The sequence below is a fragment of the Butyricicoccus sp. AF35-5AC genome (genome assembly GCF_003477715.1).
In the GTDB taxonomy this organism is placed as follows: Bacteria; Bacillota; Clostridia; order Oscillospirales; family Butyricicoccaceae; genus Agathobaculum; species Agathobaculum butyriciproducens.
Window position 1 is genome coordinate 157,791 of record NZ_QUDX01000005.1, and the last position, 15,150, is coordinate 172,940.

Here is a 15,150-nt window from a genome sequence, read left to right on the forward strand (position 1 = left end):
TTTTTTGACAGACTGAAGCCTCGGAGCATACATCTCCGAGGCTTTTCACACGTTCATAAATGATATCCTGTCGTTTGCCTGATGCTATCACCGCATAACCTCCACGAATGCAGGTTGCCCGGCAGGATGCTTACCCTTCTGGATAAAACTCCGCCGACGGTTCGGTCAGATGCTCATACACACGCACGAACGAGCTTTCCATATACGCCGAAAGAAAACCGTTCAGCACAGCGGTCAGGCATAGCGCCGCCACCAGAGCCGCCGCGAACACCGCAATCGCCATGCCGGTGCTCATCGCAGTCAGGCCGACCGTACCGAGCAGGATACATCCCCACAGAACAACGGCGATCAGTACATACCAGCCGATAAAGCTGAGGTCGAACACAAACAGCTTCATCAGATTTCCGCGGAACGCCCATGAAGCCTCGCGCGTAGCCGCCCATGCGCTGCGGTTCTCGTCCTGCGCGAGCAGGAGCCAGCCAGCATTGTAGGTCTGCAGCTTAACGCGAATCGGAATCATCACCAGCAGGTACACAACCTGCAGCGCTCCCGCAATTACCTGATACTGTGCCGTATCCGAGACAGCCACAGCAACCGAAAATACGATTGCCGAATAGATGACGGTCGGTACGATCAACCAGATAATGCCGCGCAGCCACAGCGTAAACACCATGCGGATGCCCGCCCAGACACTTTTCAGCGAGGTGAACGGGTACATGAGCATACCCACCGTTACATCCTCGCCGTGTGCGAGACCGATGTAAAAGTGCATAAGGCCGAACTGCAGGGGGCCCGTGATCGCCAGCATAAGCGCAATGCACAGCCATACCGTATTCAATCCGCGTGAGAGTGCCGCCATCAACTGGTAATCGTTTGCGCTGACGCCGCCTGCGATGAGCGCGAACGCTCTGCCGAACACGGAAACGTACAGGATCACCATCAGCAGCACATACGGCACGAGGTACATCAGCTGGATGCCGATACACCGGCCAAGGTTTTCCATTACACGCGTCTTCTGCTCCCGCTTAAGCTGTCTGCGGGTCTCAGCTGTAAAATTGTTCATAAAATTCTCCGTTTTCTTTATCATTCACCGACGTACACGACCTCATCCCGCTTGGAATAGGTGGAACTGTTGGCCAGCACCTCGGTCGTCTTGCCATTTTCAGTAATCTGCTTGTAGGTCTTGGTCGAGTAGCCCGTGATGCCCGAGGTCTCCACGCGGCTGTCGCCTGCCTCCATCGAGCTGTCCGTCTTTGTAACGGTCTCCGGCTTGTAGGTCTCGAGCACCTCTGTGCGGGTCGTGACCGTCTTGTCGCTCGTTTTGGTGCCGACAATGGTCATGATCATCTGACCATCGGTCTGCTCGGCAAGAATCTTGACCGGATACGCCGTATTGTTGACGAACCGGAAATCCAGATTGCCGTAATCCACGGTTGCGTCCTCACCGAGCGGTGTGTAGGACACGGTAAACGAATGATTATGCCGTTCGATCACCTTCAAATCGGCACGCAGCACGGCCATGTACAGCGTCGAGGACGGTTGGCAGACACCGCCGCCGAACTCGTCAATAATCTTGCCGCCCGAGTAGGCATGCGCCTCCTGATAACCGCGTGCGGCTGTGCGCTCGCCAACCGTGCCGTTATAGGAAAACTCGTCACCCGGATTGAGGATAGTGCCGTTGATGGCTTTAGCCGCCAGACGGATGTTGTTCGTACGCGGTGCGTTGCCCTCATCGAGATTGGTCGCCGTACGCGCGAGTGTATCGTGGAACAGCTTCGCCTTGAGCGCCTCTGCCGTGATGGACGGCTGGGTGATCGTCACAGGAATGGTGTAGGTCTCTTGCGAGCCGTCGCCAATGATCTCCTTGGCCTTATCGGTGTCGAACGACACGCCTGCCTTGCCGGCGATGATGGTCTTGCCGTCCTCCTTGCTGACAGTAGCGTTGACCGGGTCACCGATAATGTCGGCTGCAATCTTGTCAACGTCAATCGCCGGAGCGGCTGTCACATCGGTCGAGACCTCATATGGCTCAAAGTCCATCAGGCGGATCTGATCAGTCAGCGCCTGCTCTACCGCATCCGTGTCAAACTTGACGCCCGGCTTGCCGGAATGCACGATCAGATTGCTGTCCTTCAGTTCCCAAGTCGGATTGACCGGTTCGGTCAGCGCCGTGTCCGCGATTTCGTTAAGCGTGCCGCGCAGGCTTTCCTCATCTACAGTTGCCGCAATCTGCGCCTCTCTGTGACCGCGCATTGCGCCGATGATATCGCGCACGCGCTCGAGCGGATTGCCGGTACGGCCTATTTCATAGGCGTTCTCGGCGGACTGGATGCCGTCCACGTTTTTCAGCACCTTATCGACCGGAATATCATAGTTGGAGCCGTAAATCGTCACCGTGACGTTCTTACCCTCGTACAGCGGCGCACTCTGGTCCTCGATGGTGTTTGCCGCATCATCGCGGTTCATGCCCCCGACCGCGATCGGTCCGACAGTCACGCCCGGAAAAACATTCGGGTAACAGTACACATAGCCGAATGCACCGGCTGCCGCCGCAATGACAACGCCGACGGCAATCTTTACACCGATAGGAACACGACGTTTCTTCTTCGGCTGCTTAGCTTCCGTCCGGATGACCTGCGCCGGTTTTTCCGGCTTTTTGGCCTGCTTTTTGATCAAATGCGCTCCCTTCTTCGGTTTGTTTGCGCTTTTATCTGCCATGAGTATACCTCTTAACTAATCTATGCTTGGAATATGCTTTGGATTCTCGATGCACCCGCCATTATTCGACAGGTATACCTTTATATTATAGCGCCCTGTATTCATGATAGCAACCACAAATTCGGATAAATTCGGTATACGCCGTCATAATCTGTCGCTTTAACTTGCTATCACGGCTCTTTTCTGCTATAGTATTATTAGTATGCTAAAATTTTTGTGAAAAAGAGGAGTAAATGCAAGTGAAACAATTAGGACTGTTAATTCGACTGATTATCGGCATCATCGCCGGTATCCTCATCGGTATGTGCGGACAGTGGTTCGGCATCGCGGACACTGGGTTCTTCGTTGCCATCATCCGCCTGCTGGCAACCTTTACCTCGCTGTTCTCAACCTTCCTGTCATTCATGATCCCGCTGATTATCCTGTCGTTCATCACGGTCGGCATGGCAGAGCTTGGCAAGAAGGCCAACCGTCTGTTCGGTCTGACCCTGCTGCTGGCCTACGGCACAACCGTTATTTCCGGCCTGCTGACCTTCTTCATCGGCAAGGCCGTTCTGCCGGGGCTCATTCAGCCCATCACCGGCGATGTACTCGAGAGCAACGCCTTCGAGCCGCTGTTCTCCATCACGGTTGACCCGGTGTTCGGCGTTATGACCGCACTTGTGCTCGCGTTCGTGATCGGCATCGGCATGGCAAACCTTAAGGGTGATTCCCTGCTGAATGTTTTCCGCGATCTGCAGAAAATCGTTACCGGCGTACTCAGCCGCATTATCATTCCGCTGATCCCGATCCACATCGCAGGTCTGTTCGCCAACATCGCAGCCGAGGGCCGTCTGGCGGCTACCGTCAAGATGTTCGCTTCCCTGTATGCCATTATTATTGTGCTGCAGCTGCTGTACATCGTGTCTCAGTTTGGTCTGGCAAGCATTGTCTGCCGCAAGAACCACTTCAAAAGCATGAAGAACGCCGCTCCGGCGTACTTTACCGCACTCGGCACCCAGTCCTCTGCATCGACTATTCCGATTGCGCTGAACTGTGCATATAATAACAATATAAATAACGACGTTGCCGACTTTGTCGTTCCGCTGTGCGCTACCATCAACCTCAACGGCGATACCATCTGCCTCGTACTCGGCTCGATGGGCATCATGCTTGCAAGCGGCATAACCCCGACCTTTGCCATGTTTGCTCCGTTTGTATTCATGCTGGGCGTTACCATGGTTGCGGCTCCGGGTGTACCGGGCGGCGGTGTTATGTCGGCACTGGGCCTGATCACCTCGATGCTCGGCTTCACGGACCCGATGCAGCAGCTTATCATCGCCCTGCACTTCTCGCAGGACAGCTTCGGCACTGCTACCAACGTCACCGGCGACCAGGCGATTGCCCTCATCGTGGACAAGGTAGACCGTTCTGCTTCCGAAAAATAACCGGAAAGTTGTTTCCATAGCCATCCCCCGGTCATAAAACAACTTCCAATCTCCTGAAAGGCGGCGATTCCGGTAAATGGATATTCTGCTCGATATTGTGCATTCAGTTGACTACGGCGTTCTCGCGTACATCTCGGAGCACTGGCGCGGTGGTCTGTCCGACACGGTCTGGAAGGTGTTCTCCCTGCTGGGCAGCTACGGTGCTGTCTGGATTACGCTTGCCGTACTGCTGCTGTTCTTCCGGCGAACACGCCGCGCCGGCGCGGCGATGCTGATCGCGCTCGGCGTCGGTTTTCTGCTTGGCAATGTGTTCCTCAAGAACCTTGTCATGCGGCCGCGTCCGTTTGTCACCCACACCGACCTGACGGCGCTGCTCGTTCCGGAGGACCCGTGGTCGTTTCCGTCCGGGCACACGCTCAGCTCGTTTGCGGCAGCTTCGGCGCTGTACTTCTTCCACCATAAGACCGGTTTTCTTGCCTTTCTGCTGGCGGCAGCCATTGCGTTTTCGCGGCTGTATGCCAGCGTCCATTACCCGACCGACGTACTGACCGGTGCGGTCATCGGCGTGCTGTGCGGCATCATCGCTGCATGGCTGACCGACCGCGTTACCGATCAGTGCCACACACTCCGGCTGAGAAAGGGCAAAAAATGAATCAATACAAACGCCTTCTCGGCAATACCTTTATCTTCGCGATAGGCACGTTCAGTTCCAAGATTCTCGTCATCCTCATGCTGCGTTTCTACACCGGCATGATGACGCAGGATGAAATGGGTGTCGCCGACCTGATCATCAAGACCACCAGTATTCTGTATCCGGTGGTGTCGCTGTCCATCGGACAGGCGGTCATCCGCTACGGACTTGAGCGCAAGTATTACAAGCGCAGTGTGTTTACCATTGCGCTTGTGACCGTGCTGTGCGGCTTTATTATCGCACTGCCGTTCCACCCGCTGCTGAGCCTCATCCACTATAATACCTCAGCGGGCGTTACCGGCTCACTGCTTGAGTATCAGTGGATCATCTACCTGTATGTTCTGACCTCGTGCACGCAGAATGTGTGCAGCCAGTTCATCCGCGCGCTCGGACACGTCCGCCTGTACGCAATCGACGGCATTTTCCGTACGTTCGTCACCATCATGCTGAACATCCTCTACCTGAAGGTGTTCCGCTGGAACATCCTCGGCTATGTATTCTCCATCATCTGCTCGGACGCGCTTTCCACTGTTTGCCTGTTCATTATCGCCAGTCTGTGGAAGTACGTCAAGCTCAAGCGTCTGGACATGCACCTGTGGCGCGGCATGCTGGCATACTCGCTTCCGCTCGTGCCGGATGCGATTCTCGTGTATATCATTGGCTTCTCCGATCAGGTGTTCCTCGCTTCCATGCAGGATACCGCAGTCAGCGCCATCTACTCGATCGCCTACCGTGTGCCGACACTGATTGCGCTTGTCGCGTCCATCTTTGTTGATGCATGGCAGATATCCATGGTCAACAACAACACCAAGGAGGAGCAGATCACGTTCTTCTCGAACGTCGGCAACACATACTCGTCCATCGTGTTCATCATCGCGTCCGGCGGCGTAATGTGCGCCAAGCTGGCTATGACGGTTCTCGCCGTCCCCAGCTACTATATCGGCTGGACGTTCATCCCGATTCTGGCGGTCGGCGCGGGCTTCAACTGCCTGTCCAGCTTCCAGAAAAGCGTGTATCTGCTGGAAAAGAAGACGGTTGCGTCCTTCCTGTCCACGGCGTTCTCCGCGGTTATTAACATTGGTCTGAACGCCCTGCTCATCCCGCGGATGGGCGGCACGGGTGCGGCGCTGGCAACGCTCATCAGCTATGTGGCTCTGTTCCTGTACCGTGCAATCGACAGCCGTCGGTTCATGCCGGTCCGCTGGAAGGTGCCGCGCCTGACGCTGACCGTGATTTTGCTTGCCGTGCAGTCCGTACTCATGCTGCTCGAGCCGCCGCTGTGGCTCGTCTGGCAGATTGCACTGTTCGGCGCGGTTGCGGCACTCAACAGCCGCGAGATGCTGCTCAGTGTCAAAAAGCTGCTGCATCGAGCATAAGTTTATATGCAAAGGGAATGCCTGCGGGGCGTTCCCTTTTCTTGCGCTCCGAAAAGGAGAACGGCAGTCGGGTTACTCTTCGCAGGCGCGGCACAAGGTAAATTGCCCGAAGGGCAAAAGAAGCCGCTCTTCACTCTGAGGATAATTCTCCATTACTCAACCGAATGGAACGAAAAAAAGACAGACGAAAAATCGTCTGTCTTTTTGCGTTAGATGGAGAAGTTAAGCGTTCCGTTATTGACAAGATCCTCGAGCGTGACCGAATCAACATAATTATTGATTGCGTCATACAATCCGCGCCAAAAGCTGAGCGTAATGCATTCATCTACACGAGGACAATCCACCGGCTCGTGCTCCAAACACGCCACCGGCGCAAGAGAGCCTTCGGTAATACGCAGAATATCGCCCACGGTATACTCCGAAGGATGCCGCGCCAGCTGATAGCCGCCCTGTGCGCCTCGCGTCGAGATGACAAAGCCCGCACGCGAAAGCTGCACCACGATCTGCTCCAGATACTTGGCCGAAATCTGCTGTCGCTTGGAGATATCGCGCAGCGGAATGTAGCCGCCTGCGTCATGCTGCGCCAGGTCGATCATCAGACGAAGCGCATATCTTCCTTTGGTTGAAATCTTCATAGTTGCAAATTCCCCTTTTTACTAATATACCACAGGTTTACTATGAATTCAAGTCCAAACCGCTTTTTGTTTACAATTTTTTCAGAATTGCCTCAATATGCTCATTGGCCTGCTCCACTTCCCAGTGCAGCTCGGTCGCAGAGATACGCTCCGCGCCATGGCCGAGAATGATCATCTGCTCCATACCGTCCGATGTAGCCACACGAACACGGTGCTTGCGCGACAGGTCGTAGGACGCCTGCTCAATGTACATATCCGCAGTTTCGGCCTCCTTGGTGTAGACGATATGGATGCCGCCGCGCTGCTCAATTGAGCCGGTGCCGCCTTTGACCTTATAGGCATCGAACACGAGAATAAGATGACACCTGCGCACGCCCTGATAATTGCTCAGCACGTTGACGAGCGCTTCGCGGGCGGCGTTGACATCACGGGCAGCAATGTCGCGCAGCTCGTCCCACGAGAAGATGATGTTGTAGCCGTCCACGAGCAGATAATCGTCCTCACGGATGCGGGTGACGTACAGCTGCTCGAGCGTCGCGGCCTTTTTACGGCTCTGCTGGAAGGCTTCAAAGCCACGGTTTTTGACTGGACCGTAGGTGCGTTCAAACAAGGCCCGCAGTTCCGCATCTCCGCCGAAGCCGTCTCCGCCGCCTGTGCCGGACGAACGGACAGGCTGTGCAGGCTCCGGCTCGTCCTCCTCGGCTTTGAGAATGTGCGAGGTATCCACATGGGCGTGCTCCGGCACTTCATCCCACTTGACAACATAGCCTGCACCGTGCGAGCAGAACACGGAATCCGGCGTATTTTCCACATCGGCGGTCGGGTCGTAGGCGGCTGCCGAGATGACTTTCTCCGCGTTGTGGCAGGGTGCGTAGCCGTCCAGTGTGCACGACAGCCGACCGCGTCCCTTGGTGTACGCCGCGACCTCGGTCCAGTAGTTGCGCATGGTGGAGACCGGCGCCGTTCCGGTCAGAATCGAGCCGTGAACACCCTGTTCCGGAGGCTCAAACGTGCCGTTCATTCGCTGAATGTCGGTCATGGCGCGTCCGACGCACTCGTCCGGCAGCTCCAGCCGAAACGCATAATACGGCTCGAGCAGCAGGCTTTCCGTGCGCATAAGGCCGTTGCGGACGGCACGATAGGTTGCCTCGCGGAAGTCGCCGCCCTCGGTGTGCTTGACATGGGCGCGGCCCGCCGCGATGGTGAACCGCACATCCGTAACGGGCGCACCGATCAGCACACCCAGATGTGTTTTTTCCGCCAGATGAGTCAGGATCAGGCGCTGCCAGTTCAGGTCGAGCACATCGGTCGGGCACACCGTTGACAGCTGGATGCCGCTGCCGCGCTCACCCGGCTCGATGAGCAGATGCACCTCGGCGTAATGGCGCAGCGGCTCGAAATGGCCGATACCGACCACCGGCTCGGTGATGGTTTCGCGGTAGACAATGCTGCCCTCGTCAAACGTTACGTCCACGCCGAAGCGCTCCGCGATAACGCTCGTGAGTATTTCGAGCTGCACCTCGCCCATGAGCTGCAAATGGATCTCGCCTGAGCGTTCGTTCCACACCACCCGAAGCTGCGGGTCCTCCTCCTCAAGCTGGCGCAGATTGCGCAGCATGACATGTGCGTCACACCCTTCCGGCAGGCACACGCGATAGCCGAGAACCGGCTCGAGCACCGGCGGCAGCGCACCGGCTTCCGCGCCAAGACCCATACCCGGACGCGTGTGCGTGAGTCCTGTCACCGCACAGACCATGCCGCTCTCGACGCGCTCGGCCGTGCGGAATTTTTCACCCGAGTAGATGCGGATGCCGCTCACTTTTTCCTGCCAGCCGCCGTCCTCGCCGCCCGAAAGCTGCTCACGCACGGACAGCGCACCGCCGGTGATTTTGAGATATGACAGGCGGTTGCCCTGTGCGTCACGCGCGATTTTGAACACACGCGCACCGAAGTCCGCGCCGTACTGCGGTGCAGGAAGATAGCGTTCCAGACCATCCAGCAGCGCGTCCACGCCGTCCAGTTTGAGTGCCGAGCCGAAATAGCACGGGAACGCTTTTCGTTCCGCAACCAGCTGCGCGATCTGGCTGTCGTCCACCATTCCTGTCTCGAGGTACTGCTCGAGCAGACCTTCGTCGCACACGGCAAGCTCCTCCGCCATTGTGTCCGTCGAAGTGAAGTCCACACAGCCGCTATCCAGCCGCGATTTCAACTCCTGCAGGAGTGCATTTCGGTCTGCGCCGTCCAAATCCATCTTGTTGATGAACAGAAACGTCGGGATTCCCTGCCGCGTCAGCAGCCGCCACAGCGTTTCCGTGTGCGCCTGCACGCCGTCCGTGCCGCTGATGACCAGCACCGCACAGTCGAGCACCTGCAGTGTGCGCTCCATCTCCGCCGAAAAGTCAACGTGACCGGGCGTGTCCAGCAGTGTCACCTCTGTGTGCGGCAGGGAGAACTCCGCCTGCTTGGAGAAAATTGTGATGCCGCGCGCGCGCTCAAGCGCAAACGTGTCGAGGAACGCATCCTGATGGTCCACGCGGCCTAATTTTTTCAGTGCACCCGCCTGATACAGCATGGCTTCCGACAGAGTGGTTTTTCCGGCATCAACGTGCGCCGTGATGCCAATACAGATATGTTTCATAGCAAAATTCGCTTTCATATTCGAGTGATTCTAACTCCTACTATTATCGCAGGTTTTGCGTGATTCTTCAAGGCATAGCATGTATTCTTTCCCGTTATATCGTCATAAACAACAGATATTGGACAAATTTCTTGTGCAGGTTTACAATAGAATCATCAGCAAAGGCGCTGAAACCTACCGACTAAGGGGTTTCAGCACCTTTTTGTTTTCTTGTATTCCAAATCTTAACAGGAGCGATAGATATGCAGTATGAAATTTCCAACCGTATGAGCGATGTGCACGGCTCGGCCATCCGCGAGCTGTTCAAGCTCGGCGCGGACCCGAACATGATCTCGTTCGGCGGCGGCAACCCGTCCGCAGAGACCTTCCCGGTGCCCGAGATTGCGGACATCATCGCGGACGTCATGAAGAACGCACCGGTCTCTGTTCTGCAGTACGGTCTGTCCGAGGGCTACATGCCGCTGCGTGAGACCGTGAAGGACTACCTCACCCGCACACAGGGTTTTGATTTTGAGGAAAATGAGCTGTTCATCCTGTCCGGCGGTCAGCAGTGCGCCGACCTGACCACCAAGGTTCTGGTAAACGAGGGAGATGTCATTCTGACCGAGGACCCTGCCTTTGTCGGCTGCCTGAACACATTCCGCTCGTATGGCGCCAAGCTGATCGGCATTCCGATGCAGCAGGATGGCATGGACACGGATGCGCTCGAGGCCGCTCTCCAGGCGCATCCCGAGACCAAGCTGCTGTACACGATCCCGTCCTTCCAGAACCCGTCCGGCATCACGACTACGCTTGAAAAGCGCAAAAAGGTGTATGAACTCGCGTGCAAGTACGATATCGCCATTCTTGAGGACAACCCGTACGGCGAGCTGCGCTTTTCCGGCGAGGATGTGCCGACCATCAAGTCGATGGACACCGAAGGCCGCGTGCTGTATGCAGGCAGCTTTTCCAAGGTTATGGCTCCTGCGTTCCGACTGGGCTTCCTCGTGTTCAACAAGTCGCTCACCATGCCGCTGACCATCGCCAAGCAGACCACCGATGTGCACTCTAACGTGCTGTTCCAGTATGTCTGCAACGAGTACATGACCAAGTACGATTTTGCCGCGCACCTCGACAAAGCGCGTGACGTATACCGCGCTAAGTGCAATCTCATGCTCGATACCATGCGCCGCACCTTCCATCCGGCGGTCACGTTCTCGCAGCCGGAAGGCGGCCTGTTCGCCATGGCCTTCCTGCCGGACGGCATGGATTCGCAGCCGTTTGTCCGCGAGGCGATTCAGCGCGGTGTACTCTGCGTGCCCGGCTCAGCGTTCCTGGCAGACGAAAAGCAGGTGTCGAACGCCTTCCGCCTCAACTATTCTACCCCGACCGACGAGCAGATCGTCAAGGGCATTGAAATTCTCGGCAAGCTCACCCACGAATGGATCAAGGAGTAATAAAAATGAAAGTTATGGCATTCAACGCCCGTCCGGACGAACGCGCGTTTTTCGATCACTTCAGTCAGTCGCTTGATATGGACCTTACGCTGCAGAAGGACACGCTGACCCTCGATAATGTTGCGCTGACCCGCGGCTGCGACGGCATTTCCTGCACTTGCGACCTGCCTGCGCCGATTCTGGAAAAGCTGGCCGAGAACGGTGTCCGCTATGTGGCCCTGCGCACCATCGGCTACGACAATGTAGACCTGAAAGCTGCAGAGCGTCTCGGCATCCGCGTATCCCACGCCGGATATTCGCCGTATGCGGTTTCCAACTACACGGTCATGCTCATGCTGATGTGCATCCGCAAGGCCGGCTACATCATGTTCCGCTCGCACACCGCAGACTACTCGCTCGGCGCATCCGGCGCGGCGCGCGGCATGGAGATGCAGAACCTGACCGTTGGCGTCATCGGCACCGGTCGTATCGGCAAAGCCGTTATTCACAATCTGTCCGGCTTTGGCTGCCGCATTATCGCGCATGACCCGTACCCGTCCGAGGAAATGAAGCAGATGGGCGTGGAGTACGTTTCGCTCGAGTCGCTGTACGCGCAATCCGATGTCATCACACTGCACACCTTCCTCAACGACAGCACCTACCACATGATCAACACCGAGGCTATTCAACAGATGAAGCCGGGTGTTGTCATCATCAACTGCGCACGCGGCGCTCTGATCGACACCCGTGCTCTGATCGACGGCATTGAGTCCGGCCGTGTAGGCTCGGTCGGCGTGGACTGCTTTGAGGGTGAGGATGACGTGATCCGCGTCGATCACAATTACAACAGCCGCGTCACCAACCACGATTACATCATCCTGAAATCCTTCCAGAACACTATCGTTACCCCGCATGTTGCGTTCTTCACCGATCAGGCGGTGTTCGATATGGTTCAGTGCTCGCTCGAAAGCCTGCATCAGTTTGAACTCGGTGAAAAAGTTCCTCTCGAGGTACACGCCGCATGACCTGTCGCGGATTTACGCCATCTGCGCAAAATACCGCTCCAAATACGCAGTAAACGCGCGAATGCTCTGCGTGCGGAACCGTCCGAGCGTCTGCACATAGATATACCGGCGGCACTGTGCGTCCTTGATGTGCAGCAGCCGCACGCCTGCGTCCTCGCAGACCTGCCGCCACTCGCCGGACGCGACCAGTGCAACACCCATGCCGCACGACAGCAGTCGGATCTGCAAGGCCGCGCTGTCGCACTCGATAGCGGCGTGCATCTCCATACCTGCTGATCGGAAAATATGCTCGGAAATCTGCCGGAACGACTGCGAATTGCTCAGCGCTATAAACGGGTCGTCGGCAAGTTCTGTCAGCGATACGCTTTCCCGATCGGCATACCGGTGTCCCTCGGGCACAGCCACGCACATCTCCTCATCGTACAGCAGGACGGCACCCGCAGGCACCTCGTCCCGCGATACCGCGGAATCGAGCAGCAGGTCGCTGCCCTCGGGCGTGCTGCTGATGCGCAGATCCAGATTGCCGTACTCAGCGGAAAACCCCGCGAGTATCTCACTGATACGCTCCGCGCACGACAGCGCACAGATGCACAGACCTCCTGTCCGGTGCAGGCTCTCCTCAATTTCGCCGCGTGCGTCGCGCTCGGCTTCCAGTATCGTCCGTGCGTACCGCAGCAGGATATCTCCCTGCTCGGTGCGGCGCAATCCCTTTCCCGTTCGCTCGAATAACTCGGCTCCCAGCTCGCTTTCCAGATTCCGTATGGTTTTGGATACAGCGGGCTGTGCCACGTTCAGGCTCTCGGCGGCGCGCGTCATATTTTCGTATTTGGCTACGGCAGCAAACTGCCGAAGCTGGTATAATTCCATCGTGTTCCCCTCCATTCTATGAAAGTACAGGAAAATTTCCCTTATGATTACTCAAATTCTGCTTCAGCAGACGATCATCATGTTTCTTTTGATGATGCTCGGCCTGCTTCTTTCCCGCCGCGGCATGATAACCGAACAGGGCAGCCGTGATCTGTCCAACGTGCTGCTGTATGCGGTCATTCCGTGCGTTATCCTGCGCAGCTACATGTCCGAGTTCAGCATGGACAAGCTGCGTGCCATGGGCATTTCGGCTGTTATCGCGGTGATTGCGTTTGTCGCGTCCATCGGCGTGGCGTACCTCACCTGCGGCACCCGGCACCGGATTGAAAACTTTGCGGTCGCGTTCGGCAACGCTGGCTTCATCGGTATTCCGCTCGTCACAGCCGTGTTTGGCGCGGAGGCGGCGTTCTACGTTGTCTCATACAGCACGCTTGTCAATCTGCTGCAGTGGACGTACGGTATTGTTATTATATCAGGCAAAAAGGAAACCATCAATCTGAAAATGGTGTTCGTCAACCCGGTTTTCATTTCCATGGTAATCGGTCTTATCCTGTTTGTGACTCAGCCGACACTGCCCTCGGTCGTCACCGGCACGATCGGCTACATTGCGGACGCCAATACTGCTCTGGCGATGATCATTCTCGGTTTCTACCTGTCCAAAGTACGCCTGCGCGATCTGTTTGCGAGTGCAAGGCTGTACGTTGTCTCTGCCGTGCGTCTGCTTGTCGTTCCGGCGGTGACAGTGCTCATCTTCCTGCTGTTTCCCTTTGCGCGCGGCGAAATCACGCTGATTACGCTGATCGCAGCGGCAACGCCGGTTGCCAGCAGCACAGCTATCTTCGCGCAGAAGTTCGATCAGGATTACCGGCAAGCGGTGTCGTATGTATGCCTGTCCACCATTCTGTCCGTGGCAACGCTGCCGCTGGTAATGCTGGTGGCTGAACGCTTTCTTTCCTAAAACCAGATAACAAAAGCGGCGCAGACCAATCAGTCTGTGCCGCTTCTTTGCGTCTTCTTGAAAATGTCGTTCCGTGACAGACGTTATCCCAGAACAACCTTATGGAAAGTCTTTTTGCCCTTCTTGATCATGCACTCCTCGTTAAAGAAGTCCTTGGTCAGCTGCTGCTTGAAGTCCGCGACCTTTTCACCGCCCAGCGATACGCCGCCGCCCTGCACCAGCTTGCGCGCCTCACCGTTGGAGGACGCGAGGCCGCACTTCACGAGCAGTGTCAGCACACCGATCTGGCCGTCAGTGAAGTCCGCATCGGTCAGCGTGGTGGTAGGCATGTTGGCAGCCGCACCGCCGGAAACGAAGATCTCCTTGGCAGCGGTCTGTGCCTTTTCGGCTTCCTCCTTGCCGTGTACCAGAGCGGTCAGCTCGTATGCGAGGATTTCCTTTGCCTTGTTCAGCTGTGCGCCTTCCCAGTTATCCATCGCCTCGATCTCCTCAAGCGGCAGGAAGGTCAGCATACGGATGCACTTGAGCACGTCCGCATCGTCCACATTGCGCCAGTACTGGTAAAAATCGTAAGGAGAAGTCTTGTTCGGATCGAGCCAAACTGCGCCGGAAGCGGTCTTGCCCATCTTCTTTCCCTCAGAATTGAGCAGCAGGGTTATGGTCATGGCATGCGCGTCCTTGCCCAGCTTGCGGCGAATCAGCTCTGTACCGCCGAGCATGTTGCTCCACTGGTCGTTGCCGCCGAACTGCATGTTGCAGCCGTAGTTCTTGAACAGGTAGTAGAAGTCGTAGGACTGCATCGGCATGTAGTTGAACTCGAGGAAGCTCAGACCCTTCTCCATGCGCTGCTTGAAGCACTCGGCACGGAGCATATTATTAACCGAGAAGCACGAGCCGATGTCGCGGATAAACTCGATGTAGTTGAGGTTCATCAGCCAGTCGGCGTTATTTACCATCTGCGCCTTGCCCTCACCGAATTCGATGAAGCGCTCCATCTGCTTCTTGAAGCAGTCACAGTTGTGCTGGATGGTCTCGACGGTCATCATCGAGCGCATATCGGTACGGCCGGACGGGTCGCCGATCATAGCGGTGCCGCCGCCGATCAGCGCAATCGGCTTGTTGCCTGCCATCTGCATGCGCTTCATCAGGCAGAGCGCCATAAAGTGGCCAACATGCAGGCTGTCCGCGGTCGGATCGAAGCCGATGTAGAAGGTTGCCTTGCCGTTGTTGATCATCTCGCTGATCTCTTTTTCGTTCGTTACCTGCGCGATCAGACCGCGCGCTTTCAGTTCGTCGTAAAGCTGCATTATTCTGTCTCCTGTATTTCAATTTGTTTGCATTCTATGATAAAAGAGTCCGAATACCGTTACGGAGCACGCTCTTTTCTGCGTTCGTCTATG

Annotated in this window: 12 protein-coding genes; 6 read left to right on the forward strand and 6 right to left on the reverse strand. The window is 56.4% G+C overall.

Features of this window, described 5'->3' with window-relative positions:
* Nucleotides 1-130: 130 nt before the first annotated feature.
* Together DWZ82_RS08495 and DWZ82_RS08500 are read right to left on the reverse strand one after the other, a co-directional pair.
* Complete coding sequence (locus tag DWZ82_RS08495; protein WP_158575151.1) at nt 131-1,063, reverse strand: DUF975 family protein; 933 nt, start codon at nt 1,061-1,063, stop codon at nt 131-133.
* A gap of 20 nt (nt 1,064-1,083) precedes the next feature.
* Entirely contained in the window at nt 1,084-2,718 is a 1,635-nt protein-coding gene (locus DWZ82_RS08500; RefSeq protein WP_118480180.1) for a VanW family protein, read from the reverse strand.
* A 239-nt stretch (nt 2,719-2,957) separates the two neighbouring features.
* Here DWZ82_RS08500 and DWZ82_RS08505 point away from each other — a divergent pair, with 239 nt between their 5' ends.
* From DWZ82_RS08505 to DWZ82_RS08515, 3 genes are all read left to right on the forward strand, one after another.
* Nucleotides 2,958-4,145, forward strand: a complete 1,188-nt coding sequence (locus DWZ82_RS08505) for a cation:dicarboxylate symporter family transporter (RefSeq protein WP_199667432.1) — start codon at nt 2,958-2,960, stop codon at nt 4,143-4,145.
* Between the two features lie 76 nt (nt 4,146-4,221).
* Nucleotides 4,222-4,797 carry a phosphatase PAP2 family protein gene (locus DWZ82_RS08510; protein ID WP_110436720.1) on the forward strand — a complete coding sequence of 192 codons (576 nt, stop codon included), beginning with the start codon at nt 4,222-4,224 and terminating at the stop codon, nt 4,795-4,797.
* A complete protein-coding gene (locus DWZ82_RS08515) occupies nt 4,794-6,212 on the forward strand; it encodes a lipopolysaccharide biosynthesis protein (RefSeq protein WP_158575153.1) in 1,419 nt (472 codons plus the stop codon). Before DWZ82_RS08510 ends, DWZ82_RS08515 begins: the two co-directional genes overlap by 4 nt.
* A 209-nt stretch (nt 6,213-6,421) precedes the next feature.
* Here DWZ82_RS08515 and DWZ82_RS08520 read toward each other — a convergent pair whose 3' ends face one another.
* Both DWZ82_RS08520 and DWZ82_RS08525 read right to left on the reverse strand, forming a co-directional pair.
* Entirely contained in the window at nt 6,422-6,847 is a 426-nt protein-coding gene (locus DWZ82_RS08520; protein ID WP_110436718.1) for an RrF2 family transcriptional regulator, read from the reverse strand.
* A 70-nt stretch (nt 6,848-6,917) separates the two neighbouring features.
* Nucleotides 6,918-9,485 (reverse strand): translation factor GTPase family protein, encoded by a 2,568-nt coding sequence (locus DWZ82_RS08525; protein ID WP_118480273.1) that lies wholly within the window; start codon nt 9,483-9,485, stop codon nt 6,918-6,920.
* 242 nt (nt 9,486-9,727) lie between these two features.
* Here DWZ82_RS08525 and DWZ82_RS08530 point away from each other — a divergent pair, with 242 nt between their 5' ends.
* On the forward strand, nt 9,728-10,921 hold the full coding sequence (locus tag DWZ82_RS08530; protein ID WP_118480186.1) for an aminotransferase-like domain-containing protein: 1,194 nt from the start codon (nt 9,728-9,730) through the stop codon (nt 10,919-10,921).
* A 5-nt stretch (nt 10,922-10,926) separates the two neighbouring features.
* Nucleotides 10,927-11,925: a D-isomer specific 2-hydroxyacid dehydrogenase family protein gene (locus DWZ82_RS08535; RefSeq protein ID WP_118480188.1), complete on the forward strand. Its 999-nt coding sequence runs from the start codon at nt 10,927-10,929 to the stop codon at nt 11,923-11,925.
* A gap of 12 nt (nt 11,926-11,937) precedes the next feature.
* On the opposite strand, the gene DWZ82_RS08540 is transcribed toward DWZ82_RS08535, so the two are convergent.
* Complete coding sequence (locus tag DWZ82_RS08540; RefSeq protein ID WP_158575155.1) at nt 11,938-12,792, reverse strand: LysR family transcriptional regulator; 855 nt, start codon at nt 12,790-12,792, stop codon at nt 11,938-11,940.
* Nucleotides 12,793-12,835: 43 nt separating this feature from the next.
* Between DWZ82_RS08540 and DWZ82_RS08545 the strand changes: the two genes are divergently transcribed.
* Nucleotides 12,836-13,750, forward strand: a complete 915-nt coding sequence (locus tag DWZ82_RS08545) for an AEC family transporter (protein WP_118480192.1) — start codon at nt 12,836-12,838, stop codon at nt 13,748-13,750.
* Nucleotides 13,751-13,833: 83 nt separating this feature from the next.
* Here the strand turns inward: DWZ82_RS08545 and tyrS are convergent, their stop codons facing one another.
* On the reverse strand, nt 13,834-15,057 hold the full coding sequence (gene tyrS / locus DWZ82_RS08550) for a tyrosine--tRNA ligase (protein ID WP_118480194.1): 1,224 nt from the start codon (nt 15,055-15,057) through the stop codon (nt 13,834-13,836).
* Nucleotides 15,058-15,150: the final 93 nt, after the last annotated feature.

What these genes read in the sequence shown, in the direction of transcription:
- DWZ82_RS08535 (WP_118480188.1), top strand. Translation starts at nt 10,927, where the DNA reads ATGAAAGTTATGGCATTCAACGCCCGTCCGGACGAACGCGCGTTTTTC.
- DWZ82_RS08525 (WP_118480273.1), bottom strand. Translation starts at nt 9,485, where the DNA reads ATGAAACATATCTGTATTGGCATCACGGCGCACGTTGATGCCGGAAAA.
- tyrS (WP_118480194.1), bottom strand. Translation starts at nt 15,057, where the DNA reads ATGCAGCTTTACGACGAACTGAAAGCGCGCGGTCTGATCGCGCAGGTA.
- DWZ82_RS08520 (WP_110436718.1), bottom strand. Translation starts at nt 6,847, where the DNA reads ATGAAGATTTCAACCAAAGGAAGATATGCGCTTCGTCTGATGATCGAC.
- DWZ82_RS08540 (WP_158575155.1), bottom strand. Translation starts at nt 12,792, where the DNA reads ATGGAATTATACCAGCTTCGGCAGTTTGCTGCCGTAGCCAAATACGAA.
- DWZ82_RS08530 (WP_118480186.1), top strand. Translation starts at nt 9,728, where the DNA reads ATGCAGTATGAAATTTCCAACCGTATGAGCGATGTGCACGGCTCGGCC.
- DWZ82_RS08515 (WP_158575153.1), top strand. Translation starts at nt 4,794, where the DNA reads ATGAATCAATACAAACGCCTTCTCGGCAATACCTTTATCTTCGCGATA.
- DWZ82_RS08510 (WP_110436720.1), top strand. Translation starts at nt 4,222, where the DNA reads ATGGATATTCTGCTCGATATTGTGCATTCAGTTGACTACGGCGTTCTC.
- DWZ82_RS08545 (WP_118480192.1), top strand. Translation starts at nt 12,836, where the DNA reads ATGATTACTCAAATTCTGCTTCAGCAGACGATCATCATGTTTCTTTTG.
- DWZ82_RS08495 (WP_158575151.1), bottom strand. Translation starts at nt 1,063, where the DNA reads ATGAACAATTTTACAGCTGAGACCCGCAGACAGCTTAAGCGGGAGCAG.
- DWZ82_RS08500 (WP_118480180.1), bottom strand. Translation starts at nt 2,718, where the DNA reads ATGGCAGATAAAAGCGCAAACAAACCGAAGAAGGGAGCGCATTTGATC.